This is a genomic window from Salinicola salarius, assembly GCF_003206135.1.
Classification (GTDB): domain Bacteria; phylum Pseudomonadota; class Gammaproteobacteria; order Pseudomonadales; family Halomonadaceae; genus Salinicola; species Salinicola salarius.
Genome location: NZ_PZJT01000015.1, coordinates 62,605 through 88,489, shown reverse-complemented (window position 1 = coordinate 88,489; position 25,885 = coordinate 62,605). Strand labels below are relative to the sequence as shown.

Below are 25,885 nucleotides of genomic sequence, written 5' to 3'. Positions count from 1 at the left end.
CAATGCCATGTGTATAAGTTATGGATAACCCATGGGCGCGTCCGCCCGCTGATATTGTCGATGATGCGCCACTTTGCCGATACCCTGCGCGACAAAGGGTATCAGGTTCATACAGCAGACCCGAAGACGATGGCAACCAGCAGCAATCTGCTCCAGAAAGCCGAGCGGCCGCCGTATCCGTATCGGAACGACATCACAAGCCAAGTCAACGTGCTGATCGAAGCGCACTTCGGCGATCGTTTCGGCATCCTGGACGGTTTCAACGAGGGGCAGAGAAGCTGGAGAGGAACGAGGGGAAAGGCGTGGATGGCGAACTTCCCTCCGTGTCGAGGCAAGTCACTCTTCGACTCGCCGGAGGGAACTGAATTGGTGAATGAAATGGTTGGCGAATGAAGTGGATTGATGAATGACGTGTCGACTAGCCGACGCTTTCCGGATCAGAAGACCAGCGGCATTCGCGACAGCAGCGAATCATGATAATGCGGCTCGTGGCCAACGATCTCGTCGTTGGCGACCTGTTGAACCAGGTAGGCACGATGGATACCGGCCCGTTTCAATTCGCCGTAGACGTCCTCGAGCGAACGAAACAGCATCGGCTTGCCGCGCCGGGTCAAGGCCTGCGTGGCGCCATCCCCGGGCTCCAGCATGACCTGATAGTAGCGACTGCCGGCATGGGCGATGACCCGAATTTCAAAGTCTTCATGGTGTCGCTGATAGTGTTCAAGCTCCTTGAGCTCCATGGTTCCCTCCTGTGGGTTGAGTATGGAATCGTTACGGCAGGCCGGCACTCCTTGCCGAACCTTTGACTAGCCGCTTCCCGAGTGCCGATGCGGAATCCGCCTCGGCCTTACCGGGACAATCGGCCAATTGAGCCGTATCTTTATTAAGACTATGTTGCACCACGAGAGTTCAGCGCGGGATTTCGTCGCTATTCGTGCGAACGGTCACGACAACGCGCCCGTTCTCGGCCCGCTTGGCCGCACCTTTGAAGCGGCTCCAGAGATCACCGAAATTGTCGATCCGCGCGGTGGGCGATACCCGCAACGCCGTGATGGAAAGCCGGGTGATGGGGAAGAATCGCCATTGATCGAAGCGATCCTTGGCATGAAAGCCGCCCGCCTGCCGTTCCGATTCCGGCAGCAACTGCAGGCTCTCATCGCGGAAGCAGCGCTGGATCCGGCTCAGTTTCGACTGCAAGCGGCTGTCGTCGTTGAACAGAAGAATGAAATCGTCGCCCCCGAGATGGCCCAGGAAGTCGTTCCGCCCCGCCGCATCGCTCAGCACTCTCGCCAGTGTCAGGATCATCTGGTCACCCATTGCGTAGCCGAAACGATCGTTGAACGGCTTGAAATGGTCCAGATCGAGATAACAGGCAACGAAGGGTCTTGCCTGGCCTCGATAATGTTCCAGCGCCGCACGGATCGGCTGATTTCCCGGAAGCTGAGTCAGCGGATTGGCCTGGCGGGCGATCTGGACCTGCTGTTCGGTAAAGAGCTGCAGAAGATTGATGACATGTCCGATGCCGAGATAGCGCCCGCCATCGGTAATGATGAAGTCCTCGTCACGCGTCGAGTCGTCGCGTCCGGTCACCTTGCGCGATACACGCTCGAGCGGTTCCCCCGCCTCGACGCAGAGGGCCCGTCTCTGCATGATCTTGTCGATGGGCTGGCGGCCGTAGAGATCGAAGCCGAAGCGGTTGCCGAGCAAGGCCATCAATTGCCGGCGCCCGAGCAAGCCCACCGGCACTCCCTGCTCGTCGACCACCGCCAGGGCATTGGCCTCCGGCAGACGGCTGAAGCGCTCCGCGGCCTCTCCGATGCTGAGCGTGGCCATCAGCGCCGGCAAGGGTACGCATAGCCGGCGAATTTCCGTGGCTGCCGCCGCCGGACGACGCGATGCCGCCAGGGCGATCAGACGCGAATCCAGTACGTCACGCGATCGATGAGGCGCCGGTTCGGGACGAGCGAACAGCCACCCCTGGCAATAGTCGGCCCCGAGTTCGAGCAGGGTATCGAGCTCCTCCTCTCGTTCGACGCCCTCGGCAACCACGCGGCTTCCCAGGCTGTGCGCGATGTCGATGATCGACCGCACGAAGCGCCTTTTCACGCGGTCGCGATCCACTCCCGCCACGAAGTGGCGATCCAGCTTGACGTAGTCGGGGTTGAGCTGTGACCAGAGCCTGAGTCCGGCATAGCCGTCGCCAAGATCGTCGAGCGCAATGGAGAACCCCATCGACTGATAATGCTCGGCGGCTTCGGCCATCAGTTCTGGATCGATGCCGGGAGACTGCTCGGTAATTTCGATGACGATCTGGGACGGTGTCAGGCCATGATCGGACAGCAGTTGTAACGTCTGGCCGCTGATGTGGGCCGGGTCGATCAGCACTTCCGGACTGACATTGAGAAACAGCAGTTCATCCAGTCCCGTCTCGACCCAGCGCTCGAAGGCCCTCTCGCGACAGACCCGCTCCAGGGAAGCCAGCAGACCGCGGCCGCGGGCCGTCTGGAACATTGCCAGCGGGCTGGAGAAGCGAGAGTCTCGCGGCCCGCGGGACAATGCCTCGTAAGCCAGCACCCGACCGGTGGCGACGGAGACGATAGGCTGAAAGTGCACGTTTAGATCGCGCTGGGCGATCAGGGCTTCGAGAGAGCCGGGGGCAAGAGAAACGGCGGATTGGTCCATGAACGCCATTGAGCCGCAAGGTCATGACAACATGGTGACACAAAACATTACATGGCAAGAGCGCGCCGTTTCAGGGACCGATCGACAGCCTACTGGTAAGCGGAAGGATCGATCGCCTTGCCCAGGGAGTTGCGGTCGATCCACTTTCCTGCCTTGGCTTCCTTGTAGCGGAATACGACCCGATCACCGACGGCTACCGGCAATTCGGCGTCTTCCGTCTGGTAACTGTAAAGCTCGCCGTCGACGGTCAGCCAGTGACGGTAGAGATCCGGCATGCCCAGCCACTCCTTGAACGGCCCTTCCCGTTCGAGCTTTTCCAGTTGGCCGCGTACTTCGATCTTGGGCACACGCTGACGACGACCCCGCTGAAAACCGCCTGCCATGGTTTGACTCCTTGATGTCTTTTCTACGTCGGCGCTGCCGACATGTTTCGGTTGTATCGAACTGGACGTATCAAACTAGATGTATCTAACTGGACGTATCGCGAACTGGACGTTGGACGTACCGATTTATTCGTAGTGCTGACCGTAACTATCCGGCGCCAGATCCTCGAAACGGGTGTACTTGCCGATGAATGCCATATGGACGGTACCGATCGGGCCGTTACGCTGCTTGCCGATAATCAGCTCCGCCAACCCCTTGTTGTCGGGATTGTCGGTATTGTAGACCTCGTCACGATAGACGAAGGCGATGACATCGGCATCCTGCTCGATGGCACCCGACTCACGCAGATCCGACATTACGGGCCGCTTGTTGGGACGCTGCTCCAGTGATCGGTTGAGCTGGGACAGCGACACCACCGGGCAGTTGAACTCCTTCGCGATGCCCTTCAGCGATCGCGAAATCTCGGAGATCTCTGCGGTACGATTCTCGGAAAGCCCCGGCACCTGCATCAGCTGCAGGTAGTCGATCATCACCAGACCGATATTGCCGTGCTCGCGAGCGATTCGGCGCACGCGGGAGCGCAATTCGTTGGGGGACAGCGCCGGAGTGTCGTCGATGAACAGCTGGCGATCCTTGAGCAGGTTGACCGCCGAGGTCAACCGCGGCCAGTCCTCGTCCTCGAGCTGGCCGGTTCGAACGCGTGTCTGATCGATCCTGCCCAGGGAAGAGAGCATGCGCAGCATCAATGACTCGGCGGGCATCTCCATCGAGAAGACGATGACCGGCTTGTCATTGGAGACGACGGCATGTTCGACCAGATTCATGGCGAACGTCGTCTTGCCCATCGACGGGCGCCCGGCGATGATCACCAGGTCCGACGGCTGCAGACCCGATGTCATGTCGTCCAGATCGCGGAACCCGGTAGAGATCCCGGTCATCTGGCCCTTCATGTTGAACAGCTCGTCGATCCGATCGACGGCCTTGGTCAGCAGCTGGCTCATGCCGATGGGGCCACCGAACTTGGGCCGGGACTCGCTGATCTGGAATACCAGCCGTTCGGCTTCGTTGACCAGCTCGTCCGGCAGCCGCCCTTCCGGCGAATAGGCGCTGTCGGCGATCTGGCGCGAGGCCTGGATCAGCTTGCGCAACGTCGCCCGCTCGCGAACGATATCGGCATAGGCGCGGATATTGCTTGCAGAGGGCGTATTGCGTGCCAGTTCCGCCAGATAGGCGAGCCCGCCTACGCTTTCGAGCTGATCGCGGCGTTCGAGCGCTTCCGACAGGGTCACGACATCGAGCGGATGTGCGCTCTCGGCCAGCTCCGCCATCGCATTGAACGTCAACCGGTGCTCGTGGCGGTAGAAGTCGTCTGCCACCAGACGTTCCGACACCGTATCCCAGCTGCTGTTGTCGAGCATCAGCCCGCCCAGTACCGACTGCTCCGCCTCGAGCGAGTGCGGCGGTACCTTCAGCTGCGCGGTTTCCTGATCGTTGTCGACGCGTTGGTTCATGCTTGGCGTTCACCTATGTCATCTTGCGCTGAATGATCGTGCGCTGGACAAGCGGAATTGGTCTAGGCCTATTCTACCTAGGGCCTGTTGCCGTTTCATGCCCGCCTTCAGGTGGCGCGGCAAATGGCGCCATGCGGCGCGGCAACGCAGTTCACGCTGAAATAGCAACAGACCCTGGCCGGTCGCGGCCATCGCCACGCCGGCCGATCACGAAAAAGGCACGCAGGGCGTGAGCCCTGCGTGCCTTGAGCCAGACGTCAATCGACGATAGCAGTCGAGATTTTACTCGGCTACGACCACGACACGAACGCTGGAAGTGACTTCGGCGTGCAGCTGCAGCGCGATGTCGTATTCGCCAGTCTGACGAAGCGGGCCTTCCGGCATGCGAACTTCGCTCTTGGCGACTTCGATACCGGCCTGTGCCATGGCTTCGGCCAGATCGCGCGGACCGATGGAACCGAACAGCTTGCCTTCGTCACCCGCCTTGGCGACCAGAGACAGCTCGATTTCGGCGAGCTGAGCGGCGCGTGTTTCGGCCTGAGCCTTGCGCTCGGCAGCCTGGGCTTCGAGCTCGGCGCGCTGCGCTTCGAACGCTTCGACGTTGTCTTTGGTTGCCGGTACGGCCAGGCCGTAGGGAACCAGGTAATTACGGCCGTAACCGGGCTTGACGGTGACCTTGTCACCCAGATCGCCCAGCTTGCCGATGTTATCGAGCAGAATGACTTCCATTCTCGTGAACCTCTCGTCAATCACTGCGTGTCAGACGACCGCGAAAATCCGCGAAGGTATCTACCAACGCCAACAGCAGTACAATCAGAATCGTGGGCCAGGTGGTCAACAGCAAGGCATAGAAGCCTACCAGCCAGAACCCGCTCATTCCCTTCAAACCGATAAACCCATGTACCAGCGCCACACCGGCGACCAGTAACGGCACCCAAGCCAGCAGGCTGGCAGCGGGGACGGCCAGCACTACACCCAGTACCATCAGCGCGATCAGCAGCAGGAGCTGCTTCCGCGAGAGCCTCAGCGCGTGAAACTCTTCGCGGAACCCGCCCGGATTGTAGAGCCCGGCCTGCCAGCTACGAGCCAATGCCAGGCAGGCAATGCCGGCGAGCAATACCACCAGGCCGGTCGCGCCGCCGATCACCAGCGCTGCCATCATTTCGGTATCGACGCCCTGCGCCGATAGCTGATCCAGCATGCGGGCAACCTCTGACGAGCTTTGGCGAAGCTCCGTCAGCAGCGATCCGGTGCCGCCCGCCGGGAGAAAGATCCCCAGCTGGACCATCACCATGCAGACCACGCTGCCGACGATCAGGGCTTCCGCCCAGCGCATGCGCGATCGCAGTACCGTCGCCATCAGCGTTACCAGCAGAATGCTGGCCAGCGGCACCGCGTCGCCCTGCACCCACCACCAGCCGGCAGGCAGCGCCGCTGCGATCAGTACCGGTGCTGCGGTCGTCATGCCTCGACGCAGCGTGACGAGCCCCGCCACGGCAGCGCTGAACCAGAATAGCCAAGGCACCAGCGCTGTCAGTGCGGCTGCCGCAACGGCCTGCGGCGTACCGCGCATGATCCAACGGGCCAGTACCAGCATGATGCCTCGCTGTGGTTTACCGAAACCTGGGTTTACCGGAACCCGGGTTTACCGATCAAGGATATCGAATCAGGGTTTACTGGTGGCTGTCGGAGTACGGCAGCAGCGCCAGGTAACGCGCCCGCTTGATAGCGGTGGACAGCTGACGCTGGTAGCGTGCCTGGGTACCCGTAATACGGCTCGGAACGATCTTGCCGGTTTCGGTGACGTAGGCCTTCAGCGTATCGATGTCTTTGTAGTCGATGTACTTCACGCCTTCGGCGGTGAAGCGGCAGAACTTACGGCGACGGAAAAAACGTGCCATGAGAGTCTCTCCTTAGCGAAATCGGATCAGTTGGTTTCTGCGGCAGTTTCGGAACGCTCGGGGCGCTCGGAACGCTCACGATCGCCACGCTCGGAGGACTTGTCGTCACGGCGACGGCTCTTTTCTTCAGCCGGCTTCATCATCGGCGAGGCTTCGGTCACGGCCTCTTTGCTGCGCACGATCATGCTGCGGATGATGGCATCGTTGAAGCGGAAGATGTTCTCGATCTCGTCGAGGGTCTCGCCGCTGCATTCGATGTTCATCAGCACGTAATGTGCCTTGTGGATCTTGTTGATCGGGTAAGCCAGGTGACGGCGACCCCAGTCTTCGAGACGATGCACGGTGCCACCGTTTTCGGTCACGAGGCTGGTGTAGCGCTCGACCATGGCGGGAACCTGCTCGCTCTGGTCCGGATGGACCATGAACACGATTTCATAATGACGCATGTTAGCTCCTTTCGGTTTGGCAGCTTCCGCGCGGTGCCGATCATCAATAGAGGGCCACCACGAGAAGCAAGGAGTCGATACCGGATTGCGGTACTCGACCGCATCTATATCCGAATATTCAGACCAATTGGCGCTCTATCCCGGCGCTTCCGAGCCGTCAGGCGAGCCTGGCGCATCAGGCATCTCCGGAACAGAACCGCATTCCATGAGCATAGCCTGCCCATAGAACCGCGCAATTGTAGAGACAGGGGCCACCGGGTGCAAGTTTAACCGGCGGCAACGAGCCCGCGCTGGCGGACGGCTTCGAACAGGCAAATCCCGGTGGCAACCGAAACATTGAGACTGGAAACCCCACCCTGCATCGGCAATTTGACCAGGCCGTCGCAGGCTTCGCGAGTCAGGCGGCGCAGGCCCTTGCCTTCCGCGCCCATCACCAGCGCACAGGGCACGGTGAAATCGGCGTCATAGACGAGCGCATCGGCCTCGCCGGCGGTGCCGGTGATCCAGACGCCCTGCTGCTTGAGCTTCTCCATGCAGCGCGCCAGGTTGGTGACCTGAAACACCGGCACGAGTTCGGCCGCGCCACAGGCCACCTTGCGTACGGTGGCGTTCAGCGGTGCAGACTTGTCCTTGGGCACGATCACGCCATTGACGCCGGCAGCATCAGCACTGCGCAGGCAAGCGCCCAGATTGTGCGGGTCAGTGACGCCATCGAGAATCAGCAGCAGCGGGGGCTTGTCCGCCAGCCACTGCTCGAGACGCCACCATAAGGTAGTTTCGCTCTCCGCGACCAGCGGTTCGCAGAACCCGATCACCCCCTGATGGGCGGCCTGGTTGGAAATCCCGTCCAGTGTTTCTCGCGTCATTCGCTTCAAATCACAGCCCGCCGCGTGAGCCAGCTGTAAAAGGGCTTCCAGGCGGTGCTCGGCGTGCCCCTGCTGAATCCACAGCACCTTGGGCGGCTGGCCCCGTTCGAACGACGCCCGAACGGCATGTACGCCATAGACCGGCTCCAGCCCGTCTGGCGTGCGGGGACGTTCCCCCGTTCTGGCCGATTGACGCCGGTTCGCTGAACGACTCATGGCATCACCCACCCTGGACCATCCGGTGCGCCTCTAACGATCGACTTGCTCATCGCTTGCCTCGACGCTGACGCGGGCCACGAGACCGGCGCTTGGGCGCACCGCCCTCTTCGTTGCCGGTAGAGGCGCCCTGACGCTCGCTTTTGCCGGGGCGATTCTTGCCCGACGACTTCCTGGCCGGGGCAGCGCTGTCGCCGGCTCCGCCACCGGGCTTGTGGCTGCGTGGCGTGCGGTGGTGACGCGGTGTCGCGTCGGCCAGATCGAAATCGATCTTGCGGTCGTCGAGGTCCACCCGCGCCACGCGAACGGTCACGCCATCGCCCAGTCGATAGGCCACGCCGCTGCGCTCGCCCTTGAGGCGGTGTTTCTCGGCTTCGTAGTGATAGTAGTCGGATGGCAGGGAGGTGACGTGCACCAGCCCTTCCACGTAGACGTCGTCGAGGCGCACGAAAATTCCGAACTGCGTTACCGAGGCGATTGTACCTTCGTAGACCTCGCCGACCTTGTCCGAGAGGAACTCGCACTTCAGCCAGTCGGTCACGTCACGGGTCGCCTCGTCGGCGCGGCGCTCGGTCATCGAGCAGTGCTCGCCTAGCTCGATCATCTGCTCGAAGGTATACGGGCACCAGGTGGAGGGTTTTTCCACTGGCGCACCCTCGGCACGCAGCACGGTCTGGGTCTGACGCGGTCCCCGGATGACGGAACGGATCGCACGATGGACCAGCAGATCGGGATAGCGGCGGATCGGCGAGGTGAAATGCGCATAGGCCTGATAGGCGAGCCCGAAGTGCCCGTCGTTCTGCGGCGAATAGACGGCCTGGCTCATCGAACGCAGCATCACGGTCTGGATGATGTCGAAATCCGGGCGATCCTGGATCACCTCTCGCAGCGCCTGATAGTCCTTGGGCGTCGGCTCGTCGCCGCCACCCAGGGTCAGGCCCAGCTCACCCAGGAACACGCGCAGGTTCTCCAGTCGCTCCGAGGCTGGCGACTGGTGAACACGATAGAGCGCGGGCAGGTCATGCTTGTCGAGGAAGCGAGCCGTGGCCACGTTGGCGGCCAGCATGCACTCCTCGATCAGCTTATGGGCGTCGTTGCGGGTGCGCGGAACGATCTTCTCGATCTTGCGCTCGTCGTTGAAGACGATCTGCGTTTCGGTGGTATCGAAGTCGATGGCGCCACGCACTTCCCGCGCCTTGCGCAGCACCTTGTAGAGCGCGTGCAAATTCTCGAGCGAAGGCACCAGCTCGCGATACTGCTCGCGTAGCGCCACTCCCTCTTCGCTGTCCGGCTCCTCCAGCATGGTGCCGACCTGGTTATAGGTCAGTCGCGCATGAGACTGGATCACCGCCTCGTAGAACTTGTAGCGGCTGATCGTGCCGTTCTGCGAAATGTTCATCTCGCAGACCATGGTCAGGCGATCGACGTGCGGATTGAGCGAACAGAGCCCGTTGGAAAGCAGCTCCGGCAGCATCGGCACGACCTGGCCGGGGAAGTAGACGGAATTGCCGCGAATGTGGGCCTCGTTATCCAGCGCACTGCCGCCACGGACGTAATGGGAAACATCGGCAATCGCCACGACCAGTTTCCAGCTCCCGGATTTCGTCTTCCAGGCACAGACGGCGTCGTCGAAATCCTTGGCGTCTTCGCCGTCGATGGTCACCAGCGGCATCTCGCGCAGGTCGATGCGCGCCACCTTGTCCTCTTCCTTCACTTCGGCCGACATGCCAGCGATCTGATGCTCCACTTCCGGCGGGAACTCTGCCGGGATATCGTGGGAACGAATCGCGATATCGATCTCGAGACCGGGGTCCATCCTCTCCCCCAGGATCTCCACCACCTCGCCGACCGGCTGCTTGCGGGTTTCCGGCTGCTGGGTGATGCGCACCGACACGATCTGGCCGTCTCTTGCCCCACCGCTGACGCTGTGCGGGATGATCACTTCCTGGCTGATGCGGGAATTTTCCGGTATCAGCACGGCGAATTCCGAAGTGTTCTGACGGAACACGCCAACCAGCGTCTGGGTATTGCGCGCCAGCACTTCGGCGATGGTGCCTTCGGCGCGGCCACGACGATCCTGACCGCTGATGCGTGCCAGCACTACGTCGCCATCGAAGACGCGGCGCATCTGGCGCGGCGGCAACACCAGGTCGGGCTTGACGCCATCATGGCGAATCAGAAAGCCCATGCCGTCCCGGTGGCCCTGCACCCGGCCCTTGATCAGATCGAGCTTGTCGATCAAGGCATAGGCGCCCTTGCGATCCCTGAGGATCTGACCGTCGCGCTCCATGGCGGCCAGGCGCCGACGCACGGCTTCCAGCTGGTTCTCGTCCTCGAGCCCCAGCATGGCGCTCATGTTTTCATGAGTAATCGGCTTGCCGTACTCCTCCAGACGCGACAGCAGGTATTCGCGACTGGGCACGGGGTTATCGTATTTCTGGGTTTCGCGAGCCGCGTGCGGATCATCGTTCAACGTCCAATGAGTCATGCAACCATCATCCTTGCGTTGAGCCAGCGGGGCCTGGGTTGTAGAGAATAGTCACGCGGCGGGCGGCCTGGGCCGTTCGATTTTTTGGGATTCATGCCCCAAGTATAGCGGCCACGTCTGCTCGACCCAACCATGCACTGTCCAACGTGACCAATTGCCGTGCCGACGGCGCGTATCGCCGCAACACCAGGTGATGCCGGAGCGAAACAGATACCGCACACGAGAGGCTTGCATTCGGACACAGAGTCGGTATTATGCATCGCGCCTTGGCCCAGATGGCGGAATTGGTAGACGCGCTAGCTTCAGGTGCTAGTGTCCTTACGGACGTGGAGGTTCAAGTCCTCTTCTGGGCACCATCGCTTACGGTGGGGATTTCGGGAATGAAAATTCGCGAAAGCCATGCATTCAAGGCCGGATAAGCCCGGATGGCGGAATTGGTAGACGCGCTAGCTTCAGGTGCTAGTGTCCTTACGGACGTGGAGGTTCAAGTCCTCTTCCGGGCACCATCCAGACTGCAGTATCAGATTTGCATGACACGCCCAGGTGGCGGAATTGGTAGACGCGCTAGCTTCAGGTGCTAGTGTCCTTACGGACGTGGAGGTTCAAGTCCTCTCCTGGGCACCATGTGTCATGTGATCGTTTCCTCGCGACACTCTGCTTCATCCTCTTGTCATTGTTTCTGCCTCTCCCGTTCTCTAGCTTTTCCCGTTTTTCAACGCCCTCCTGTTTCATCAACACCTTTCTGTTTCATCAACGCTCGGCATCAAGACGCAGGCTCGACGACGCCCACGGACGTTACTGATAACGCCCCGGACGTGTCGAAACGGCCTCCAGCCCCCAACCGGCGGTCTCTACGCGCCCTTCCATTCGACGCTCGACGGAGTCGGCCAGTTGCGGGAAGAAATCGAGCCCGGTACGCGCCTCGAGTTCGTCGATGGTGATCAGGAAACGGTCCAGCGGCTCGTTGCCGGCCACGTTCTGGGGCATGAAAAACGCCAGCGCCCGCGGCGTTTGATCGGGAACGACCACTATCTTGTAGAAGCCCACGGGGATCTGGGTAAAGCCCACCCGATGCAGCAGTTGATCATCGAAGACTGGCCCGGTAATGACCCACACGCGACCGAAACGCGGCACGAAGTCATCGATGACGGCTTCTTCCAGGCGTTGCCACAGCTGCCGATTGAGCTTGGGCCGTTGCGGGGTGATGTTGGTCATCAGGAAGCTGGCCAGCTGCGCATCGCGGCCATGAACGACCGACATCGCATAATTCGGCGCCAGATGCCCCCGATCGTAGCCACTATGGGTGTAGTCATCACTGCTGATCGGCCACAGGCTACGCCAGTCGGACTCGAAGCGATCGGGCCGCGGCTGGCTATGGGTATCATCGACACGATTCAGGACATAGCCCGCCCACAGCGCCTCGCCCCGCACGTCCGACCACCCCACCAGGAAGCCGTCGTTGCGCAGCACGCGGTTCCAGCCCCGCCAGTCGTTCCACTGCCACTCGGGCACGCCCATCCAGCTTAGCCGGTCGCGAACATCGCCTTCCTGCCAGTACCACAGCCCGCTGATGACGACGACAAAAACGAGCCCTATCCGAGACGAGCGAGCCAACTGCCCCAGCAGTCCTCGCCTTCGACGACGCGCCACCGGAACTCAGAGGCCGACGGAGAACATGGCATCGAGATCGTGGCGCGAATGCACCTGCATGGCATTGAGTGTCTCGGTATCGCGAATCCCCTCGACGCCCATCAGGCGCTCGGTCACCAGCGTGGCCAGGGACTCGAAATCCCGCGTGCGGGCGATGGCGATCAGGTCATAGCGACCGCAGGTCGAATAGACTTCGCTGATTCCCTCCAGGTCGGCCAGCTGTTCGGCGACACCGCGAATCCGGCCCTTTTCGACATTGATCAGAATGACGGCGTTCTGCATTTCCCTCTCCCACCGAATCAGGCCCGCAACCGGCAGACCCATAACCAGAATGATAGCGATCGGGCGAGTATATCAGCTCTGCGACTGGGCATGCCGCACGGGCGTATTCACGCCGATTCTCGCGTCGGCTCGGGAATCGGCCATTGATAGCGGCGCACGATATCGCCTTCTTCCGTCGATTCGAGCTTGATGGGAAATCCCCACAATTGGTGCAGATAGCGCATGACCGGAAACAGGCTCTGCCCCAGCGGACGCCGACGATCCTGCACATGGCGCAGCGTCAGCGATCGATCGCCACGAATGTCGGCTTCCCAGACCTGGATGTTGGGCTCGCGAGCGGATAGCGCGTACTGCACGCTCAACGCCTCGCGGATCCGGCGATAGCCACGGTCGTCGTGAATCGCCTCGATCTGGAGGCTGTCGTCGCGGTCATCATCGACCAGGCTGAAGAGCTTGAGATCGCGAATCACCTTGGGCGACAGGAACTGCTGAATGAACGATTCGTCCTTGAAGTTCTGCATCGCGAAATGCAGCGTCTCCAGCCAGTCGCTGCCGGCGATGTCGGGGAACCACTCGCGGTCTTCTTCGGTCGGTGCCCGGCAGATGCGCTGGATATCGCTGAACATCGCGAATCCCAGCGCATACGGATTGATGCCGTTGAAATAAGGGCTGTCGAAACCCGGCTGGGTGATGACCGAGGTATGCGACTGCAGGAACTCGAGCATGATGCCCTCGTCGATCAGGCCGTCGTCATAAAGGCGGTTCATCAAGGTGTAGTGCCAGAACGTCGCCCAGCCCTCATTCATTACCTGGGTCTGACGCTGCGGATAGAAATACTGGGCAAGCTTGCGCACGATACGCACGATCTCGCGCTGCCACGGCTCCAGCAGCGGCGCATTCTTCTCGAGGAAATAGAGCAGGTTCTCCTGCGGCTCGCTGGGATAGCGACCGTGACGATGGAGCCCCAGCGGATCGTTCTCGTGATCATGCAGCGGCTCCTGGGCCAGCTCGCTCACTACCGGCGGAATCGTGCTCCAGAGTCGGTTGACCTGCGTCTGCAGATACGCCTCCCGCTCCTCCTGGCGACGCGCTTCTTCATCGGCCGAAATCGGCGAAGGCCGCTTGTAGCGATCGACGCCGTAGTTCTGCAGGGCATGACAGGCATCGAGCAACTGCTCGACGGCCTCGACTCCGTGACGCTCTTCACACTTGGCGACATAACTGCGCGCAAAGACCAGATAATCGACGATCGCCGAGGCATCGGTCCAGGTTCGGAACAGATAGTTGCCCTTGAAGAACGAATTGTGCCCGTAGCAGGCGTGCGCGATGACCAGCACCTGCATCATCAGCGAATTCTCTTCCATCAGATAGGCGATGCAGGGATCGGAATTGATCACCAGTTCGTAGGCCAGCCCCATCTGGCCACGACGGTAGGCCTGCTCCACCGACAGGAACTGCTTGCCGAACGACCAGTGGTGATAGCCGATCGGCATGCCCACGCTGGCGTAGGCATCCATCATCTGCTCGGAGGTAATGATCTCTATCTGGTTGGGGTAGGTGTCCAACCGATACTCCCTGGCCAACTCGGCGATGGCACGCTCGTAGGACTCGAGCGCCTCGAAGTTCCAATCCGAACCGGTGGCTATGGGCTTGCGTCGCGTCATCGTGGTTTCCTCGCTGCGTCCGTCCCATCCTGCTGCCCGCGATATCGATGTCAGCCTTGCGCACGCTGCCGAAAGAGCTCGCGGAAGACCGGATAGATATCTTCCGCCTGAACGATCTGCTGCATGGCGAAGCGCTCGGGATAGGCCGCCCGCACCGTGTCGTAGGCCTCCCACAGCGCCTGGTGGGCATGAGGCGTGATCTCCACGTAGGTGAAGTACTGCAACTTGCACATCAACGATTCATTGAGCAGCTCGAGACAGGTCGACGAGTCGTCATCCCAGTTGTCGCCGTCGCTGGCCTGGGCCACGTAGAGATTCCACTGTTCGGGCGCGTAGCGCGCCTCGATGATGCTGTTGACCAGCGTCAGGGCACTGGAGACGATCGTGCCGCCAGTCTCCCGCGAATAGAAGAACTCCTCTTCGTCGACCTCCTTGGCCACGGTGTGGTGGCGCACGAACACCAGCTCGACCTTCTCGTAATTGCGTTCGAGAAACAGATAGAGCAGCAGGAAGAAGCGCTTGCCGATATCCTTGTGCGCCTGGGTCATCGAGCCGGAGACGTCCATGATGCAGAACATCACGGCCTGGTTCGATGGCATCGGCTGATGCGTGAGGTGGTTGTAGCGCAGGTCGTAGGTATCCAGGAACGGAATCGACGCGATCCGCTTCTCCAGCCGGGTGATTTCGGATTTCAGCTCATCGATACGCGCCGGATTGCGCAACACCGGGTCCTTGCGCTCTTCGATGTCGAGCGCCTCCTGGGCCTCGCGCAGCGCTCGTTTCAATGGCGCCCGCATGCCGATACGCCGGGCCTGGGCCTCGCGCATCGAACGTACGATATTGATGCGCGCCGGCACGCCCTCCTTGGAGATGCCTGCCCTTACCGGCCGGGTCTCTTCCAGAACCTGCAGCTGCTTGCGCTCCAGATGCGGCAGCTCCAGGCCATCGAAGACGAAATCGAGAAACTCTTCTCGTGACAGCGAGAACACGAACTCGTCCATGCCCTCGCCCTGATTCCCTGCCTGACCCTCGCCACTGCCGCCACCACCGCCTCCGCCCCCGGGGCGGCGCAATCGATCTCCCTCGGCAAACTCCTTGTTTCCCGGACTCACAACCGTACGCCGGCCACCCGGCCCATGTTGAAACGAAGGCTCGGAGATATCCTTGGTGGGAATCGAGACTTTTTCGCCGCGCTCCATATCGGTGATCGAGCGCCGATTCACCGACTCTTCCACGGCGCGCTTGATGTGGGAACGATAGCGCTGCAAGAACCGTTGACGATTGACCGCACTCTTGTGGCGTGCGTTGGGGCGTCGATCGATGAAGTAACTCATGGCACCTCCCGCAGACTGGCTGCGATAGCGGCCATCCGAGAATGGCCTTCAGCCTCGGGGAGCGCGGCCCGACTCGCAGCCGCCGCTCCTGCTGACATCAACTAACCACGCGCTAGTGCGACTTGCGCACCCGCAGATACCATTCGGAGAGCAGGCGCACCTGCTTTTCGGTGTAGCCGCGCTGCACCATGCGATCGACGAAATCCTCGTGCTTGCGCTGATCCGACGCCGACGCCTTGGCATTGAACGAGATGACCGGCAGCAACTCCTCGGTATTGGCGAACATCTTGTGCTCGATCACGCCGCGGAGCTTCTCGTAGGACTGCCAGCTCGGGTTCATGCCGTTGTTGTGGGCGCGGGCGCGCAGCACGAAATTGACGACCTCGTGGCGGAAGTCCTTGGGGTTGGAGATCCCGGCGGGCTTCTCGATCTTCTCGAGATCCTCGTTGAGCGACTGCCGGTCGAACAGCTCGCCGGTCTCCGGATCGCGATACTCCTGGTCCTGGATCCAGAAGTCGGCGTAGGTCACGTAGCGGTCGAAGATGTTCTGGCCGTACTCGGTATAGGACTCGAGATACGCAGTCTGGATCTCCTTGCCGATGAAATCGACGTAGCGTGGCGCCAGGTACTCCTTGATGAACCGCAGGTAGCGCTCGTGGACCTCCTTGGGCAACTGTTCGCGTTCCAGCGCCTGCTCCAGCACGTAAAGCAGATGCACCGGGTTGGCGGCGATCTCGTGGGCATCGAAGTTGAACACCTTGGAGAGGATCTTGAAGGCGAAACGCGTGGAGAGTCCGTTCATGCCTTCATCGACCCCGGCCGCGTCACGGTACTCCTGGATCGACTTGGCCTTGGGATCGGTATCCTTCAGGTTCTCGCCATCGTAGACCCGCATCTTCGAATAGATGCTTGAGTTTTCCGGCTCCTTGAGCCGCGACAGCACCGAAAACTGCGCCAGCATGCGCAGCGTATCCGGCGCGCAGGGGGCTTCGTTGAGCGACGAATGCTCCAGCAGCTTCTGATAGATCTTGATCTCTTCGGAAACGCGCAGGCAGTAAGGCACCTTGACGATATAGACGCGGTCGAGAAATGCCTCGTTGTTGCGGTTGTTACGGAACTGCTGCCACTCGCTCTCGTTGGAGTGAGCCATGATAATGCCATCGAAGGGAATCGCCCCCATGCCCTCGGTAGGGTTGTAGTTCCCCTCCTGAGTGGCCGTGAGCAGCGGATGCAGCACCTTGATCGGCGCCTTGAACATCTCGACGAACTCCATCAGCCCCTGGTTGGCCTTGCACAGGCCGCCGGAGAAGCTGTAGGCATCCGGATCGTCCTGGGAATAGAGCTCCAGCTGGCGGATATCGACCTTGCCCACCAGAGACGAGATATCCTGATTGTTCTCGTCGCCCGGCTCGGTCTTGGACACCGCAATCTGATTGAGTCGCGACGGATGCAGACGCACCACGCGGAACTGCGACAGATCGCCGCCGTACTCCTTGAGGCGCTTGGCGGCCCAGGGCGACATCGGCCCCCGCAGATGGCGCTGCGGAATGTTGTATTCCTTCTCGAGCAACTCGCCATCCTCTTCCGGCGAGAACAGCCCGAGCGGCGACTCGTAGACCGGCGAATCCTTGATCGCGTAGAACGGCACACGCTCCATGAGCAGCTTGAGGCGCTCGGCCAGCGACGACTTGCCGCCACCGACCGGGCCCAGCAGGTAGAGAATCTGCTTGCGCTCCTCGAGCCCCTGAGCCGCATGCCGGAAGTAGGCAACGATCTGTTCGATCGCCTCTTCCATGCCATAGAACTCGGCAAAGGCGGGATAGCGGCGAATGACCTTGTTGGAAAAAATACGGGAAAGGCGAGGATCCTTGGCCGTGTCGATCGCTTCCGGTTCCCCGATGGCACTCAGCATCCGCTCGGCGGCGTTGGCGTAGACACGGGGATCCTTCCGGCACAGCTCTAGATATTCCTGCAGGCTCATTTCTTCCTGTTGAACCTGTTCGTAACGGCTCTGCACGTGATCGAAGATGCTCATGGAAGCCTCCTGGTCATGACCCCCAACCGCGCAGGACGGATGCCCTGCCAGCCGGGCTAGCTGACTAACAGCATAGACAGACATAGACAGATGCACGAAGCGTCGGGCAGACCCGTTTCGCGAGTCTTTTCAACGCAGCGTCGGAACACACGCTTTAGAACACGCTACCACGATCCGGTTTCGATGCACGGGGAATTTTGCGCCGATAAAACGCGCCGCATCGCGCGGTTTTCGGTAACTCACAGAAAAATCACGACAAAATTCTTTTGCGAATCGAGCAAGGAGAAAAAGACGGGAAAACCGGCGCCCGAGCCCTCAGGGCGCCGGCCTGCATCAGGGCGCGTCGAAAGCGGCCCGGGCGTCGGCCAATAGCTGGTCGAGCAGCTCTGACGTGGTATTCCAGGAGCACACGAATCGCGCACCGCCAGCGCCAATGAAGGTGTAGAAGGTCCAGCCCTTGGCGCGCAATTGCGAAATGACCGGCTCGGGCAGGCTGACGAAGACGCTGTTGGCCTGCGTCGGAAACATCAGCGAAGCACCGGGTAGCGCGGCCAGCCCGTCGGCGAGATAACGCGCCATGGCATTGGCATGATCGGCATTGCTTTTCCAGGCGCCGGACTCGAGCAGCCCCAGCCAAGGGGCGGCGATGAAGCGCATCTTGGATGCCAGCTGTCCCGCCTGCTTGCAGCGGTAGGCGAAGTCCTCGGCCAGTTCCTTGTTGAAGAACAGGATCGCCTCGCCCATCGGCAAGCCGTTCTTGGTACCGGAGAAACAGAGCACGTCGACACCGGCCTGCCAGGTCAGCTCTGCCGGAGACGCCTCCAAGGCACTGCAGGCATTGGCGAAGCGCGCCCCGTCCATGTGGACACGCAGGTCGTACTTGTCCGCGACGGTGCGGATCGCCAGCAGCTCCTCGCGGGAGTAGACGGTGCCCACCTCGGTGGCCTGGGTGATCGAGACGACCCGCGGCTTGGGATAGTGAATGTCGTTACGCTTCACCACCAGCCGCTCGATGCCTTCGGGCGTCAGCTTGCCATCTTCGCCGGGGCTGGTCAGCAGCTTGGAGCCGTTGGAAAAGAACTCCGGCCCGCCGCACTCGTCGGTCTCGATATGAGCCAGTTCGTGACAGATCACGCTGTGATAGCTCTGGCCCAGCGCCGCCAGCGACAGCGAGTTGGCGGCGGTGCCGTTGAAGACGAAGAAGACGTCACAGTCGTAATCGAACAGTTCGCGGAAGCGGTCTGCGGCGCGGTGGGTCCAGGCATCGTTGCCGTAAGCGAGATCATCGCTGGCATTCGCCCGGATCAAGTAATCGAGGGCTTCCGGGCAGATGCCGGAGGTGTTATCGCTCGCCAGATAGCGAGGGCTACAATCGGATGTCATCTGGGGGTCCTTGTACGATCCCTCCATCGAGAAAAAGCGACCAAGGCCGATCACGGCACGAGAGTCTGCGTTTTCTGAGGGTCAGGCATGGCGGTCACGAGACACGGCAGCCTGAATAACAAGAAGCGCGACCCGGGGAGCGACGGGGTCGCCGTCGCACGGCTCGCGCTCACTGGTGAAATTCCAGTTTAACACCTGTCTTCCACGCTCGGCAGCGCACGAGCACTCGCCACTCACGCTGACTCAACGCAACCGGCCCCAGCTCATAGACTCGCCGCCAGTCGCACGCCCTGCTCGATGGCACGCTTGGCATCGAGCTCAGCAGCCAGATCGGCACCGCCGATTCGATGAGCCCTCACGCCGCTTGCGACCAGCGCCTCATGAAGTGTCTGCTGCGACTCCTGACCCGCACAGACCACGATATTGTCGACCGCCAATAGCCTGGCCTCCCCGTTGACGCTGACATGCAATCCATCATCGTCAATATGCTGATAGACGCAGCCCGACAACGTTTCGACCCGGCGCGCCCGCAGCGCGGCACGATGAACCCAGCCGGTGGTCACGCCAAGCCCTTCGCCCGGCTTGCCGGCCTTGCGCTGTAGCAGCGTGATCTGGCGCGGCACCGCTGGCGGCACCCGCGGCTTCAGCCCGCCAGCGGTAGCCACCGACAGGTCAACGCCCCACTCGTCGCACCAGCGCTCGACGTCCTCGGCAGGCGAGTCCGCATGGGCCAGCAGTTCGGCCACATCGAAACCGATCCCGCCGGCACCGATGATCGCCACTCGTCGCCCCACGCGCTCGGGATGCTGGATCGCCACGGGATAGGGCAGCACGCTGGGGTGATCGATGCCTTCGATCTCGAGCTCGCGAGGCTTGACGCCAGTAGCGATGACAACCTCGTCGAAGCCCCGCAATTGCTGAACATCGGCCTGGATATCGAGACACAATTCCACGCCGCGCAGCGTCAGCTGAGTGGTGAAATAGCGCAAAGTCTCGGCGAACTCCTCCTTTCCCGGGATCCGCTGCGCCAACCGGAACTGGCCGCCAATCTTTGAATCACGCTCGAACAGCGTCACTCGATGCCCACGCTCGGCGCAGGCAACGGCGGCAGCCAGCCCGGCCGGGCCGGCCCCCACCACGGCGATCCGTCTGGGCGTATCGGTCGGTGTCAGCGTCAGCTCGGTTTCGTGGCAAGCGCGCGGATTGACCAGACAGGAAGTCAGCTTGCCCTTGAAGGTGTGATCGAGACAGGCCTGATTGCAGGCGATGCAGGTGTTGATCTCGTCGACCCGGCCCTGTTCGGCCTTGCTCATCCACGCCGGATCGGCCAGGAAGGGACGCGCCATCGACACCAGATCGGCATGCCCTTCGGCCAGCACCGCCTCCGCCACCGCCGGCATGTTGATACGATTGGTCGCGATCAGCGGTATCGAAATCGCCTCGCGTACCGCCCGGCTGACGGGAACGAACGCCGCACGCGGCACACTGGTGACGATGGTCGGCACCCGCGCCTCATGCCAACCGATGCCGCTGTTGATCATGTCCGCCCCGGCGCCTTCTATCGCCTGCGCCAGCGCCACGATCTCCTCACGGGTGCTACCCTCCTCGACCAGATCGATCATCGACAGTCGAAAGATCAGCAGGAAATCCGTGCCGCAGGCTTCGCGAATCCGTCGCACGATCTCGATCGCGAAGCGCCGGCGTCCCGCGCTATCGCCGCCCCAGGCGTCATCGCGATGGTTGGTACGGCGGCAAAGGAACTGATTGATCAGGTAACCTTCCGAACCCATGATCTCGACGCCGTCGTACCCGGCGGCCTGGGCCAGCCTGGCGCAGCGGACGAAGTCGTCGATCTGCCGCTCGATCTCGTCGCCCTTCAGCGCACGTGGCGTGAAACGGTTGATCGGCGCGGCGATCGCCGAGGGCGCCACCAGATCCGGCGAATAGGCGTAGCGGCCCGCATGCAGTATCTGCAGGCAGACATGAGCGCCGTGGGCGTGAACCGCATCCACGACGGGACGATGCCGCTCGACCTCGGCGCGATCGGTGAGCTTGGCGGCGCCCTGGAAGACCGCCCCTTCCGCATTGGGCGCGATGCCGCCGGTAACGATCAAGCCGACACCATGACGCGCCCGTTCCGCATAGAACGCCGCCAGACGCTCGAAGCCGTTCGGCGCTTCTTCCAGATTGGTATGCATCGACCCCATCACCACGCGATTGCGCAGTATCAACGAGCCGACTTGCAGAGGGCGAAAGAGATGGGGAAAACGCGTCACGGTTGGATCCACTCATGTCGGGGCGCTTACCGCCGATAGCGGCTTTCAAACGCACGTATGAACATCAGTGTAACGAAAACGCCGACGGGAACCATTCCACCAAAGCGGTATCAAGGTGCGGCCGAGGACGAGCAGCGCTGAGCCGAACGGAACAAGACAAGGCAAAACAAGACAGATCGATAAAATACGAGCGAGGCTGGGGCACGAAGACTGTCGAATGGCGTGAAAACATCGAATGAGTCACGCGTCGGCTTGACGACATCGCAACAGCGGGGAAAACGGCGAGGAGATGATCGGAACAGAAGACGTCGATGGCGGACCGGACGGGACTCGAACCCGCGACCTCCGGCGTGACAGGCCGGCATTCTAACCAGCTGAACTACCGGTCCGCTGTGGTGGGTGGTACAGGACTCGAACCTGTGACCCCCAGCATGTGAGGCTGGTGCTCTAACCAGCTGAGCTAACCACCCAGACGTCAAACAATTCGATACAACAAGCACCAGCAATGCGAAGTATGGCGGACCGGACGGGACTCGAACCCGCGACCTCCGGCGTGACAGGCCGGCATTCTAACCAGCTGAACTACCGGTCCACTCGATGCATCGGGGGTATGAGTCGAAACGCAGACCAACGATACCAACTACGCGACTAGCGGGTGACATTGCATGCCTTTGGGGCTTGTCAATGTCGATGGAAATGGCGGACCGGACGGGACTCGAACCCGCGACCTCCGGCGTGACAGGCCGGCATTCTAACCAACTGAACTACCGGTCCGCATTTTCCAATTGCTTTTTGCAACGGTTCTTGCAACACGTGATCCCGAGCATTACGAAAACGTAATGGTGGGTGGTACAGGGTTCGAACCTGTGACCCCCAGCTTGTAAGGCTGGTGCTCTCCCAACTGAGCTAACCACCCGTGGTCACGTGGCGCTGCATTCTACCTGTGACCGGTCGAAAGTCAACAGCTTTTCACGACACTATTTTCCATCCGGATCATTCACTTGCGCTCAGCCGCCGCGCCACGTGGCCGACAGCCTCGTCGATCAATGTCGACTGCGTCTGCGCGTGGCGTTTGGGCGGCTTCCAATCGTGGTCTCCGCCCCCCAGGAAGTGGCACTCCGTCTGTGCCGGCAGATCGTATCCCTCGACCTCGTCACGTCGTCCGAACGGGTCGCGCGTCCCCTGGAGCAACAGCAGCGGGCAACGAATCTCCGGCCAGTGATCGAGTCGCAGGCGCGCGGGCTTGCCGGGGGGATGAAACGGATAACCACACAGGACCAGCCCCGCCACCTCGACTTGCGTGGCCAGCAGGCTGGCGATCCTGCCTCCCATGGACTTGCCGCCAACCCACAGCGGTGTCTCGCCATCCAGCGCCAGCAACGCCCGACGCCATTCGGCCAGCTCCGCCACCAGTCTTTCGATCCTGGGCGGCGGCCGTCGCTTGCCCTCCTTGCGCATGGTCGCCATGTAATCGAACTCCAGCGCCACGACCTGAATGCCGCGTGTGGCCAACTGCTGGCGCAACCGGACCAGAAACGGGGAATCGTGCCCGGCCCCTGCCCCGTGACAGAGCATCAGGCGCGCATGCCTCGCCTCTCCTTCGACGACGAATCCGCCCAGGGCGGTCTCATGGTGCGCGCCGTCGCCCGCTGCCAGCGCTGCACGTAATGCTTCGCTATCCTGAGTCTCGAGTGATGGAACTGCGGTCGTTCCGGTCATCGTACCCCCTTGTCGATCGGTTCCGGCAGATCATGCCGTTTCGGCCGGTGCCAGCGAGGAATCGGTGAGGCCTCGCGGCAAGCCCGACGATGCCCCAGCATTCCCATGCGGCCTCTTTTTTGCGTAGGATGACAAAACCTGATCGATCGGTCAGGTTTTCTGGTCGTGCTCATTTCGCATGACAGGTTTGTCAGGATACGTCGTTCAACGACGCATTCCTTGATGACAACAAGCCAACGACAACAAGCTAACGACAACAATCAGGACATCCCCATGACGCTGAACGTTCTCGTCATCGGCGCCGGTATGGGCGGGCTCACCGCCGCCCTGGCGCTCCAGAAGGCAGGCCATCAGGTCGAGGTCATCGACCGCGTCGCCGAGCTTCGCCCGGTGGGCGCAGCCATCTCGGTCTGGTCCAACGGCGTCAAGGTGCTCAAGGCCCTGGGATTGGGCGATGCCGTCGAGCAGGCCAGCGGGCGCATGAACGACATGGCCTATTTCACCAAGGACGGCCAGCCCCTGACCCATTTCAGCCTGCAGCCGCTCTACGACCAGGTGGGACAGCGTGCCTGCCCCATCGCGCGGGCGTCGCTCCAGCAGCTGCTGCTGGATGCCGTGGGACCCAGCAACGTCACGCTCGGTCTGGCCTGTACCGATTACCGCTGCGACGACAGCGGCGTGGAAGCCACCCTCTCCGACGGTTCGACGCGCCGGGCCGACCTGATCGTGATCGCCGACGGCACGCACTCCCGATTGCGCGAACGGGCGCTTGGCCATGCCGTGAAGCGTCGCTACTGCGGCTACGTCAACTGGAACGTACGGGTCGCCGCCACGCCCGATCTCGCCCCGCTCGACCAGTGGGTGCAGTACGTCGGCGACCATCAGCGCGTCTCGATGATGCCGATGAGCGGCGAAGGCGCCTCGCCCGAGTTCTATTGTTTCTTCGACGTCCCGCTGCCCGCCGGCACGACCAACGACCCCGCCAGCTATCGTGACGAGCTCGCACGGCATTTCGCCGGCTGGGCACCGCCGGTTCAGCGGCTGATCGAACGCCTCGACCCCGCCGCGATGGCCCGCGTGGAGATTCACGACATCGAACCGCTGGAGACGTTGATCGGCGAACGTGCCGCCATTCTCGGCGACGCGGCGCACGGCATGGCGCCGGATCTGGGCCAGGGGGGCTGTCAGGCGATGGAAGACGCCTGGGTATTGGCTCGCGCCCTCGATGATGCCGATGGCGACATTCCCGCCGCCCTGCAAGCCTACGACCGTGCCCGCGTCCAGCGCGTCGGCAGTATCGTCACGCGCGCACGCCAGCGTGCCGACACGACCCATGGCGCCGATCCCGCCAAGACACGCGCCTGGTACGCCGAACTGGCCGAAGAGGACGGCACCCACATCATGGGCGGAATGAGCAAGACGATACTTGGCGGCCCGCTGGCATGAATGCACAAGGCCCGCCGGNNCCGGCGGGCCTTGTGGGCACCGTGTTCGCTCAGGCTTCGCGGGCGAGCAGATCGAAGGCATCGATCCGCGTTTCCTGCATCTGACGCTGCTTCGCCTCCAGCCCCTCGAAATCGAACAGATCGCGATCCGCGAGCTGCGAGGGCGCGACGTTGGTCACCGCCTTGAACATGGTCTCGAGCCGCCCGGGATGCTTGACCTCCCACTCCGCCAGCATCTCCTTGACCACCTGACGCTGCAGGTTGGGCTGCGAGCCGCACAGGTTGCAGGGAATGATCGGGAACGCCAGCTGGCGCGCGAACTCGGCGATATCGGCTTCGCGGCAGTAGGCCATCGGGCGGATGACGATGTTCTTGCCATCGTCCGACAGCAGCTTGGGCGGCATCGCCTTGAGCGAACCGCCGAAGAACATGTTGAGGAACAGCGTCTCCAGAATGTCCTCGCGGTGGTGCCCGAGAGCCACCTTGGTCGCCCCGATCTCCTCGGCGAAGCCGTAGAGCGAGCCGCGACGCAGCCGCGAACAGAGCGCACAGGTGGTCTTGCCCTCCGGCGTCTTCTCCTTGACCACCGAATAGGTATCGCGCTCGAGGATGTGGTAGTTCACCCCCTTGGCATCCAGATATTCGGGCAGCACGTGCTCGGGGAAACCCGGCTGCTTCTGATCGAGATTGACCGCGACCAGTTCGAAATTGACCGGCGCGTTACGCTGCAGATTCATCAGAATCTCCAGCATGGTGTAAGAGTCCTTGCCGCCGGAAAGGCACACCATCACCTTGTCGCCCTCGTGGATCATCCCGTAATCGATGATCGCGTTGCCGACCTGACGGCGCAGGCGCTTCTGCAGCTTGTTGAACTCGTACTTCTGGGTAACGGTAGATGCTTGCATGGGTCGAACGACACATATGGGTATGAAGGCGCGCTCATGCTATCACTGCGCCCGGCGACTTGCGATGCGCCCTCGCTAACTTGTCGTCAGTGCGCCCTTCTTCAGGCGTATGTACATCAAGGCCGTGGTTGTCGCATCACCGAGGGCGGTGTGGCGACCCATCACCGGCACATTGAGCGCCTCGGCGACCGACTCGAAATTTACCGTCGGCTCCAGCTGCGGGCGCGTCCGATGCATCTCGCGCAGATAGAGCCGTGCCACGTCAAGGCATGCATTGGGTAGGCTGAAGCCGAACAGCGGCCGAAGCTGACGGTCGATCACCGCCCGGTCGTAATCGATGCACCAACCCAACAGCGGGCGATTGCCGATGAAATCGAGGAACTTTTCCAGCGCCTCCCCCAGCTCGTCACCATCATTCAAGTCGACCCCGCGCATGCGATGGATCTTGATGGAATCACCGCGCAGGCTGGCCGGCGGCTGAAGGCGCAGATCCAGCGAGCCGCTGGTCAGCACGCGCTCGCCCTGAATGCGTACCGCAGCGATCGAAACCAGTTCGGCGGTCCTGGTATCGAGGCCGGTGGTCTCGCAGTCGATGGCCACCATCTCGTCACCGGTGTAGGGACTGAACAGCCAGCCATAGCGGCCATCCGCCTGGCGGCGGCGATCGGCCACACGGCGTAGCGAACGTATCATCACAG

At 61.7% G+C, this 25,885-nt stretch carries 22 protein-coding genes and 8 tRNA genes; 5 read left to right on the top strand and 25 right to left on the bottom strand.

Annotated elements, in window-relative coordinates:
• Positions 1 to 60: 60 nt before the first annotated feature.
• Positions 61 to 393: a hypothetical protein gene (locus tag DOM32_RS14210; RefSeq protein ID WP_110635531.1), complete on the top strand. Its 333-nt coding sequence runs from the start codon at positions 61 to 63 to the stop codon at positions 391 to 393.
• 44 nt (positions 394 to 437) lie between these two features.
• Here DOM32_RS14210 and DOM32_RS14205 read toward each other — a convergent pair whose 3' ends face one another.
• From DOM32_RS14205 to rnr, 10 genes are all read right to left on the bottom strand, one after another.
• On the bottom strand, positions 438 to 740 hold the full coding sequence (locus DOM32_RS14205) for a DUF6482 family protein (protein WP_110635527.1): 303 nt from the start codon (positions 738 to 740) through the stop codon (positions 438 to 440).
• A gap of 169 nt (positions 741 to 909) precedes the next feature.
• Positions 910 to 2,691, bottom strand: a complete 1,782-nt coding sequence (locus tag DOM32_RS14200; RefSeq protein ID WP_110635525.1) for a bifunctional diguanylate cyclase/phosphodiesterase — start codon at positions 2,689 to 2,691, stop codon at positions 910 to 912.
• Between the two features lie 80 nt (positions 2,692 to 2,771).
• Positions 2,772 to 3,065, bottom strand: a complete 294-nt coding sequence (locus tag DOM32_RS14195) for a hypothetical protein (protein ID WP_087718258.1) — start codon at positions 3,063 to 3,065, stop codon at positions 2,772 to 2,774.
• A gap of 126 nt (positions 3,066 to 3,191) precedes the next feature.
• The gene (gene dnaB, locus DOM32_RS14190; protein WP_071231350.1) at positions 3,192 to 4,577 is read right to left on the bottom strand and encodes a replicative DNA helicase; all 1,386 of its coding nucleotides are present in this window, start codon (positions 4,575 to 4,577) and stop codon (positions 3,192 to 3,194) included.
• Positions 4,578 to 4,859: 282 nt separating this feature from the next.
• The gene (gene rplI, locus DOM32_RS14185) at positions 4,860 to 5,306 is read right to left on the bottom strand and encodes a 50S ribosomal protein L9 (protein WP_071231349.1); all 447 of its coding nucleotides are present in this window, start codon (positions 5,304 to 5,306) and stop codon (positions 4,860 to 4,862) included.
• A gap of 16 nt (positions 5,307 to 5,322) precedes the next feature.
• Positions 5,323 to 6,174: a hypothetical protein gene (locus tag DOM32_RS14180; protein ID WP_071231348.1), complete on the bottom strand. Its 852-nt coding sequence runs from the start codon at positions 6,172 to 6,174 to the stop codon at positions 5,323 to 5,325.
• A 76-nt stretch (positions 6,175 to 6,250) separates the two neighbouring features.
• On the bottom strand, positions 6,251 to 6,478 hold the full coding sequence (gene rpsR / locus DOM32_RS14175) for a 30S ribosomal protein S18 (protein ID WP_035472385.1): 228 nt from the start codon (positions 6,476 to 6,478) through the stop codon (positions 6,251 to 6,253).
• 26 nt (positions 6,479 to 6,504) lie between these two features.
• On the bottom strand, positions 6,505 to 6,924 hold the full coding sequence (rpsF, locus tag DOM32_RS14170) for a 30S ribosomal protein S6 (protein WP_071231347.1): 420 nt from the start codon (positions 6,922 to 6,924) through the stop codon (positions 6,505 to 6,507).
• A 266-nt stretch (positions 6,925 to 7,190) separates the two neighbouring features.
• Positions 7,191 to 8,006: a 23S rRNA (guanosine(2251)-2'-O)-methyltransferase RlmB gene (rlmB, locus tag DOM32_RS14165; protein WP_110635522.1), complete on the bottom strand. Its 816-nt coding sequence runs from the start codon at positions 8,004 to 8,006 to the stop codon at positions 7,191 to 7,193.
• 49 nt (positions 8,007 to 8,055) lie between these two features.
• Positions 8,056 to 10,494 carry a ribonuclease R gene (gene rnr, locus DOM32_RS14160; RefSeq protein ID WP_110635519.1) on the bottom strand — a complete coding sequence of 813 codons (2,439 nt, stop codon included), beginning with the start codon at positions 10,492 to 10,494 and terminating at the stop codon, positions 8,056 to 8,058.
• Between the two features lie 269 nt (positions 10,495 to 10,763).
• On the opposite strand from rnr, the gene DOM32_RS14155 reads away from it, so the two are divergent.
• From DOM32_RS14155 to DOM32_RS14145, 3 genes are all read left to right on the top strand, one after another.
• Positions 10,764 to 10,850: transfer RNA gene (locus DOM32_RS14155), tRNA-Leu, on the top strand.
• Positions 10,851 to 10,913: 63 nt separating this feature from the next.
• Positions 10,914 to 11,000, top strand: a tRNA-Leu gene (locus DOM32_RS14150).
• Positions 11,001 to 11,031: 31 nt separating this feature from the next.
• A tRNA-Leu gene (locus DOM32_RS14145) sits at positions 11,032 to 11,118 on the top strand.
• Between the two features lie 171 nt (positions 11,119 to 11,289).
• Here DOM32_RS14145 and DOM32_RS14140 read toward each other — a convergent pair.
• The 13 genes from DOM32_RS14140 to DOM32_RS14080 all read right to left on the bottom strand — a co-directional run bounded on the left by DOM32_RS14140 (position 11,290) and on the right by DOM32_RS14080 (position 22,837).
• Positions 11,290 to 12,108: a DNA/RNA non-specific endonuclease gene (locus DOM32_RS14140; RefSeq protein WP_244179935.1), complete on the bottom strand. Its 819-nt coding sequence runs from the start codon at positions 12,106 to 12,108 to the stop codon at positions 11,290 to 11,292.
• A gap of 42 nt (positions 12,109 to 12,150) precedes the next feature.
• The gene (locus tag DOM32_RS14135; protein ID WP_110635513.1) at positions 12,151 to 12,426 is read right to left on the bottom strand and encodes an Lrp/AsnC family transcriptional regulator; all 276 of its coding nucleotides are present in this window, start codon (positions 12,424 to 12,426) and stop codon (positions 12,151 to 12,153) included.
• Between the two features lie 107 nt (positions 12,427 to 12,533).
• Entirely contained in the window at positions 12,534 to 14,090 is a 1,557-nt protein-coding gene (locus DOM32_RS14130; RefSeq protein WP_071231343.1) for a SpoVR family protein, read from the bottom strand.
• Positions 14,091 to 14,140: 50 nt separating this feature from the next.
• A complete protein-coding gene (locus DOM32_RS14125; protein ID WP_110635509.1) occupies positions 14,141 to 15,424 on the bottom strand; it encodes a YeaH/YhbH family protein in 1,284 nt (427 codons plus the stop codon).
• Positions 15,425 to 15,536: 112 nt separating this feature from the next.
• Positions 15,537 to 17,459, bottom strand: coding sequence for a PrkA family serine protein kinase (locus tag DOM32_RS14120; protein WP_071231341.1), 1,923 nt, complete (start codon positions 17,457 to 17,459; stop codon positions 15,537 to 15,539).
• Positions 17,460 to 17,792: 333 nt separating this feature from the next.
• Positions 17,793 to 18,842 (bottom strand): threonine aldolase family protein, encoded by a 1,050-nt coding sequence (locus DOM32_RS14115; protein WP_110635506.1) that lies wholly within the window; start codon positions 18,840 to 18,842, stop codon positions 17,793 to 17,795.
• 263 nt (positions 18,843 to 19,105) lie between these two features.
• On the bottom strand, positions 19,106 to 21,118 hold the full coding sequence (locus tag DOM32_RS14110; protein WP_110635503.1) for an NADPH-dependent 2,4-dienoyl-CoA reductase: 2,013 nt from the start codon (positions 21,116 to 21,118) through the stop codon (positions 19,106 to 19,108).
• A gap of 312 nt (positions 21,119 to 21,430) precedes the next feature.
• Positions 21,431 to 21,507 (bottom strand) — tRNA-Asp (locus DOM32_RS14105).
• A 4-nt stretch (positions 21,508 to 21,511) separates the two neighbouring features.
• Positions 21,512 to 21,588 (bottom strand) — tRNA-Val (locus DOM32_RS14100).
• Positions 21,589 to 21,633: 45 nt separating this feature from the next.
• Positions 21,634 to 21,710, bottom strand: a tRNA-Asp gene (locus tag DOM32_RS14095).
• A gap of 105 nt (positions 21,711 to 21,815) precedes the next feature.
• Positions 21,816 to 21,892: transfer RNA gene (locus DOM32_RS14090), tRNA-Asp, on the bottom strand.
• A gap of 66 nt (positions 21,893 to 21,958) precedes the next feature.
• A tRNA-Val gene (locus DOM32_RS14085) sits at positions 21,959 to 22,034 on the bottom strand.
• A 77-nt stretch (positions 22,035 to 22,111) separates the two neighbouring features.
• Positions 22,112 to 22,837 (bottom strand): alpha/beta family hydrolase, encoded by a 726-nt coding sequence (locus DOM32_RS14080; RefSeq protein WP_110635500.1) that lies wholly within the window; start codon positions 22,835 to 22,837, stop codon positions 22,112 to 22,114.
• A gap of 273 nt (positions 22,838 to 23,110) precedes the next feature.
• On the opposite strand from DOM32_RS14080, the gene hpxO reads away from it, so the two are divergent.
• Positions 23,111 to 24,283: an FAD-dependent urate hydroxylase HpxO gene (gene hpxO / locus DOM32_RS14075; protein WP_208625384.1), complete on the top strand. Its 1,173-nt coding sequence runs from the start codon at positions 23,111 to 23,113 to the stop codon at positions 24,281 to 24,283.
• A 49-nt stretch (positions 24,284 to 24,332) separates the two neighbouring features.
• On the opposite strand, the gene ttcA is transcribed toward hpxO, so the two are convergent.
• Entirely contained in the window at positions 24,333 to 25,187 is an 855-nt protein-coding gene (ttcA, locus tag DOM32_RS14070; RefSeq protein WP_110635497.1) for a tRNA 2-thiocytidine(32) synthetase TtcA, read from the bottom strand.
• Between the two features lie 75 nt (positions 25,188 to 25,262).
• Complete coding sequence (locus tag DOM32_RS14065) at positions 25,263 to 25,880, bottom strand: 3'-5' exonuclease (RefSeq protein ID WP_110635494.1); 618 nt, start codon at positions 25,878 to 25,880, stop codon at positions 25,263 to 25,265.
• Positions 25,881 to 25,885: the final 5 nt, after the last annotated feature.

Bases quoted from the DNA above. Each gene is read 5' to 3' on its own strand.
- DOM32_RS14210 (WP_110635531.1), top strand. From the start codon at position 61: ATGATGCGCCACTTTGCCGATACCCTGCGCGACAAAGGGTATCAGGTT.
- DOM32_RS14205 (WP_110635527.1), bottom strand. From the start codon at position 740: ATGGAGCTCAAGGAGCTTGAACACTATCAGCGACACCATGAAGACTTT.
- DOM32_RS14200 (WP_110635525.1), bottom strand. From the start codon at position 2,691: ATGGCGTTCATGGACCAATCCGCCGTTTCTCTTGCCCCCGGCTCTCTC.
- DOM32_RS14195 (WP_087718258.1), bottom strand. From the start codon at position 3,065: ATGGCAGGCGGTTTTCAGCGGGGTCGTCGTCAGCGTGTGCCCAAGATC.
- dnaB (WP_071231350.1), bottom strand. From the start codon at position 4,577: ATGAACCAACGCGTCGACAACGATCAGGAAACCGCGCAGCTGAAGGTA.
- rplI (WP_071231349.1), bottom strand. From the start codon at position 5,306: ATGGAAGTCATTCTGCTCGATAACATCGGCAAGCTGGGCGATCTGGGT.
- DOM32_RS14180 (WP_071231348.1), bottom strand. From the start codon at position 6,174: ATGCTGGTACTGGCCCGTTGGATCATGCGCGGTACGCCGCAGGCCGTT.
- rpsR (WP_035472385.1), bottom strand. From the start codon at position 6,478: ATGGCACGTTTTTTCCGTCGCCGTAAGTTCTGCCGCTTCACCGCCGAA.
- rpsF (WP_071231347.1), bottom strand. From the start codon at position 6,924: ATGCGTCATTATGAAATCGTGTTCATGGTCCATCCGGACCAGAGCGAG.
- rlmB (WP_110635522.1), bottom strand. From the start codon at position 8,006: ATGAGTCGTTCAGCGAACCGGCGTCAATCGGCCAGAACGGGGGAACGT.
- rnr (WP_110635519.1), bottom strand. From the start codon at position 10,494: ATGACTCATTGGACGTTGAACGATGATCCGCACGCGGCTCGCGAAACC.
- DOM32_RS14135 (WP_110635513.1), bottom strand. From the start codon at position 12,426: ATGCAGAACGCCGTCATTCTGATCAATGTCGAAAAGGGCCGGATTCGC.
- DOM32_RS14130 (WP_071231343.1), bottom strand. From the start codon at position 14,090: ATGACGCGACGCAAGCCCATAGCCACCGGTTCGGATTGGAACTTCGAG.
- DOM32_RS14125 (WP_110635509.1), bottom strand. From the start codon at position 15,424: ATGAGTTACTTCATCGATCGACGCCCCAACGCACGCCACAAGAGTGCG.
- DOM32_RS14120 (WP_071231341.1), bottom strand. From the start codon at position 17,459: ATGAGCATCTTCGATCACGTGCAGAGCCGTTACGAACAGGTTCAACAG.
- DOM32_RS14115 (WP_110635506.1), bottom strand. From the start codon at position 18,842: ATGACATCCGATTGTAGCCCTCGCTATCTGGCGAGCGATAACACCTCC.
- DOM32_RS14080 (WP_110635500.1), bottom strand. From the start codon at position 22,837: ATGACCGGAACGACCGCAGTTCCATCACTCGAGACTCAGGATAGCGAA.
- hpxO (WP_208625384.1), top strand. From the start codon at position 23,111: ATGACGCTGAACGTTCTCGTCATCGGCGCCGGTATGGGCGGGCTCACC.
- ttcA (WP_110635497.1), bottom strand. From the start codon at position 25,187: ATGCAAGCATCTACCGTTACCCAGAAGTACGAGTTCAACAAGCTGCAG.
- DOM32_RS14065 (WP_110635494.1), bottom strand. From the start codon at position 25,880: ATGATACGTTCGCTACGCCGTGTGGCCGATCGCCGCCGCCAGGCGGAT.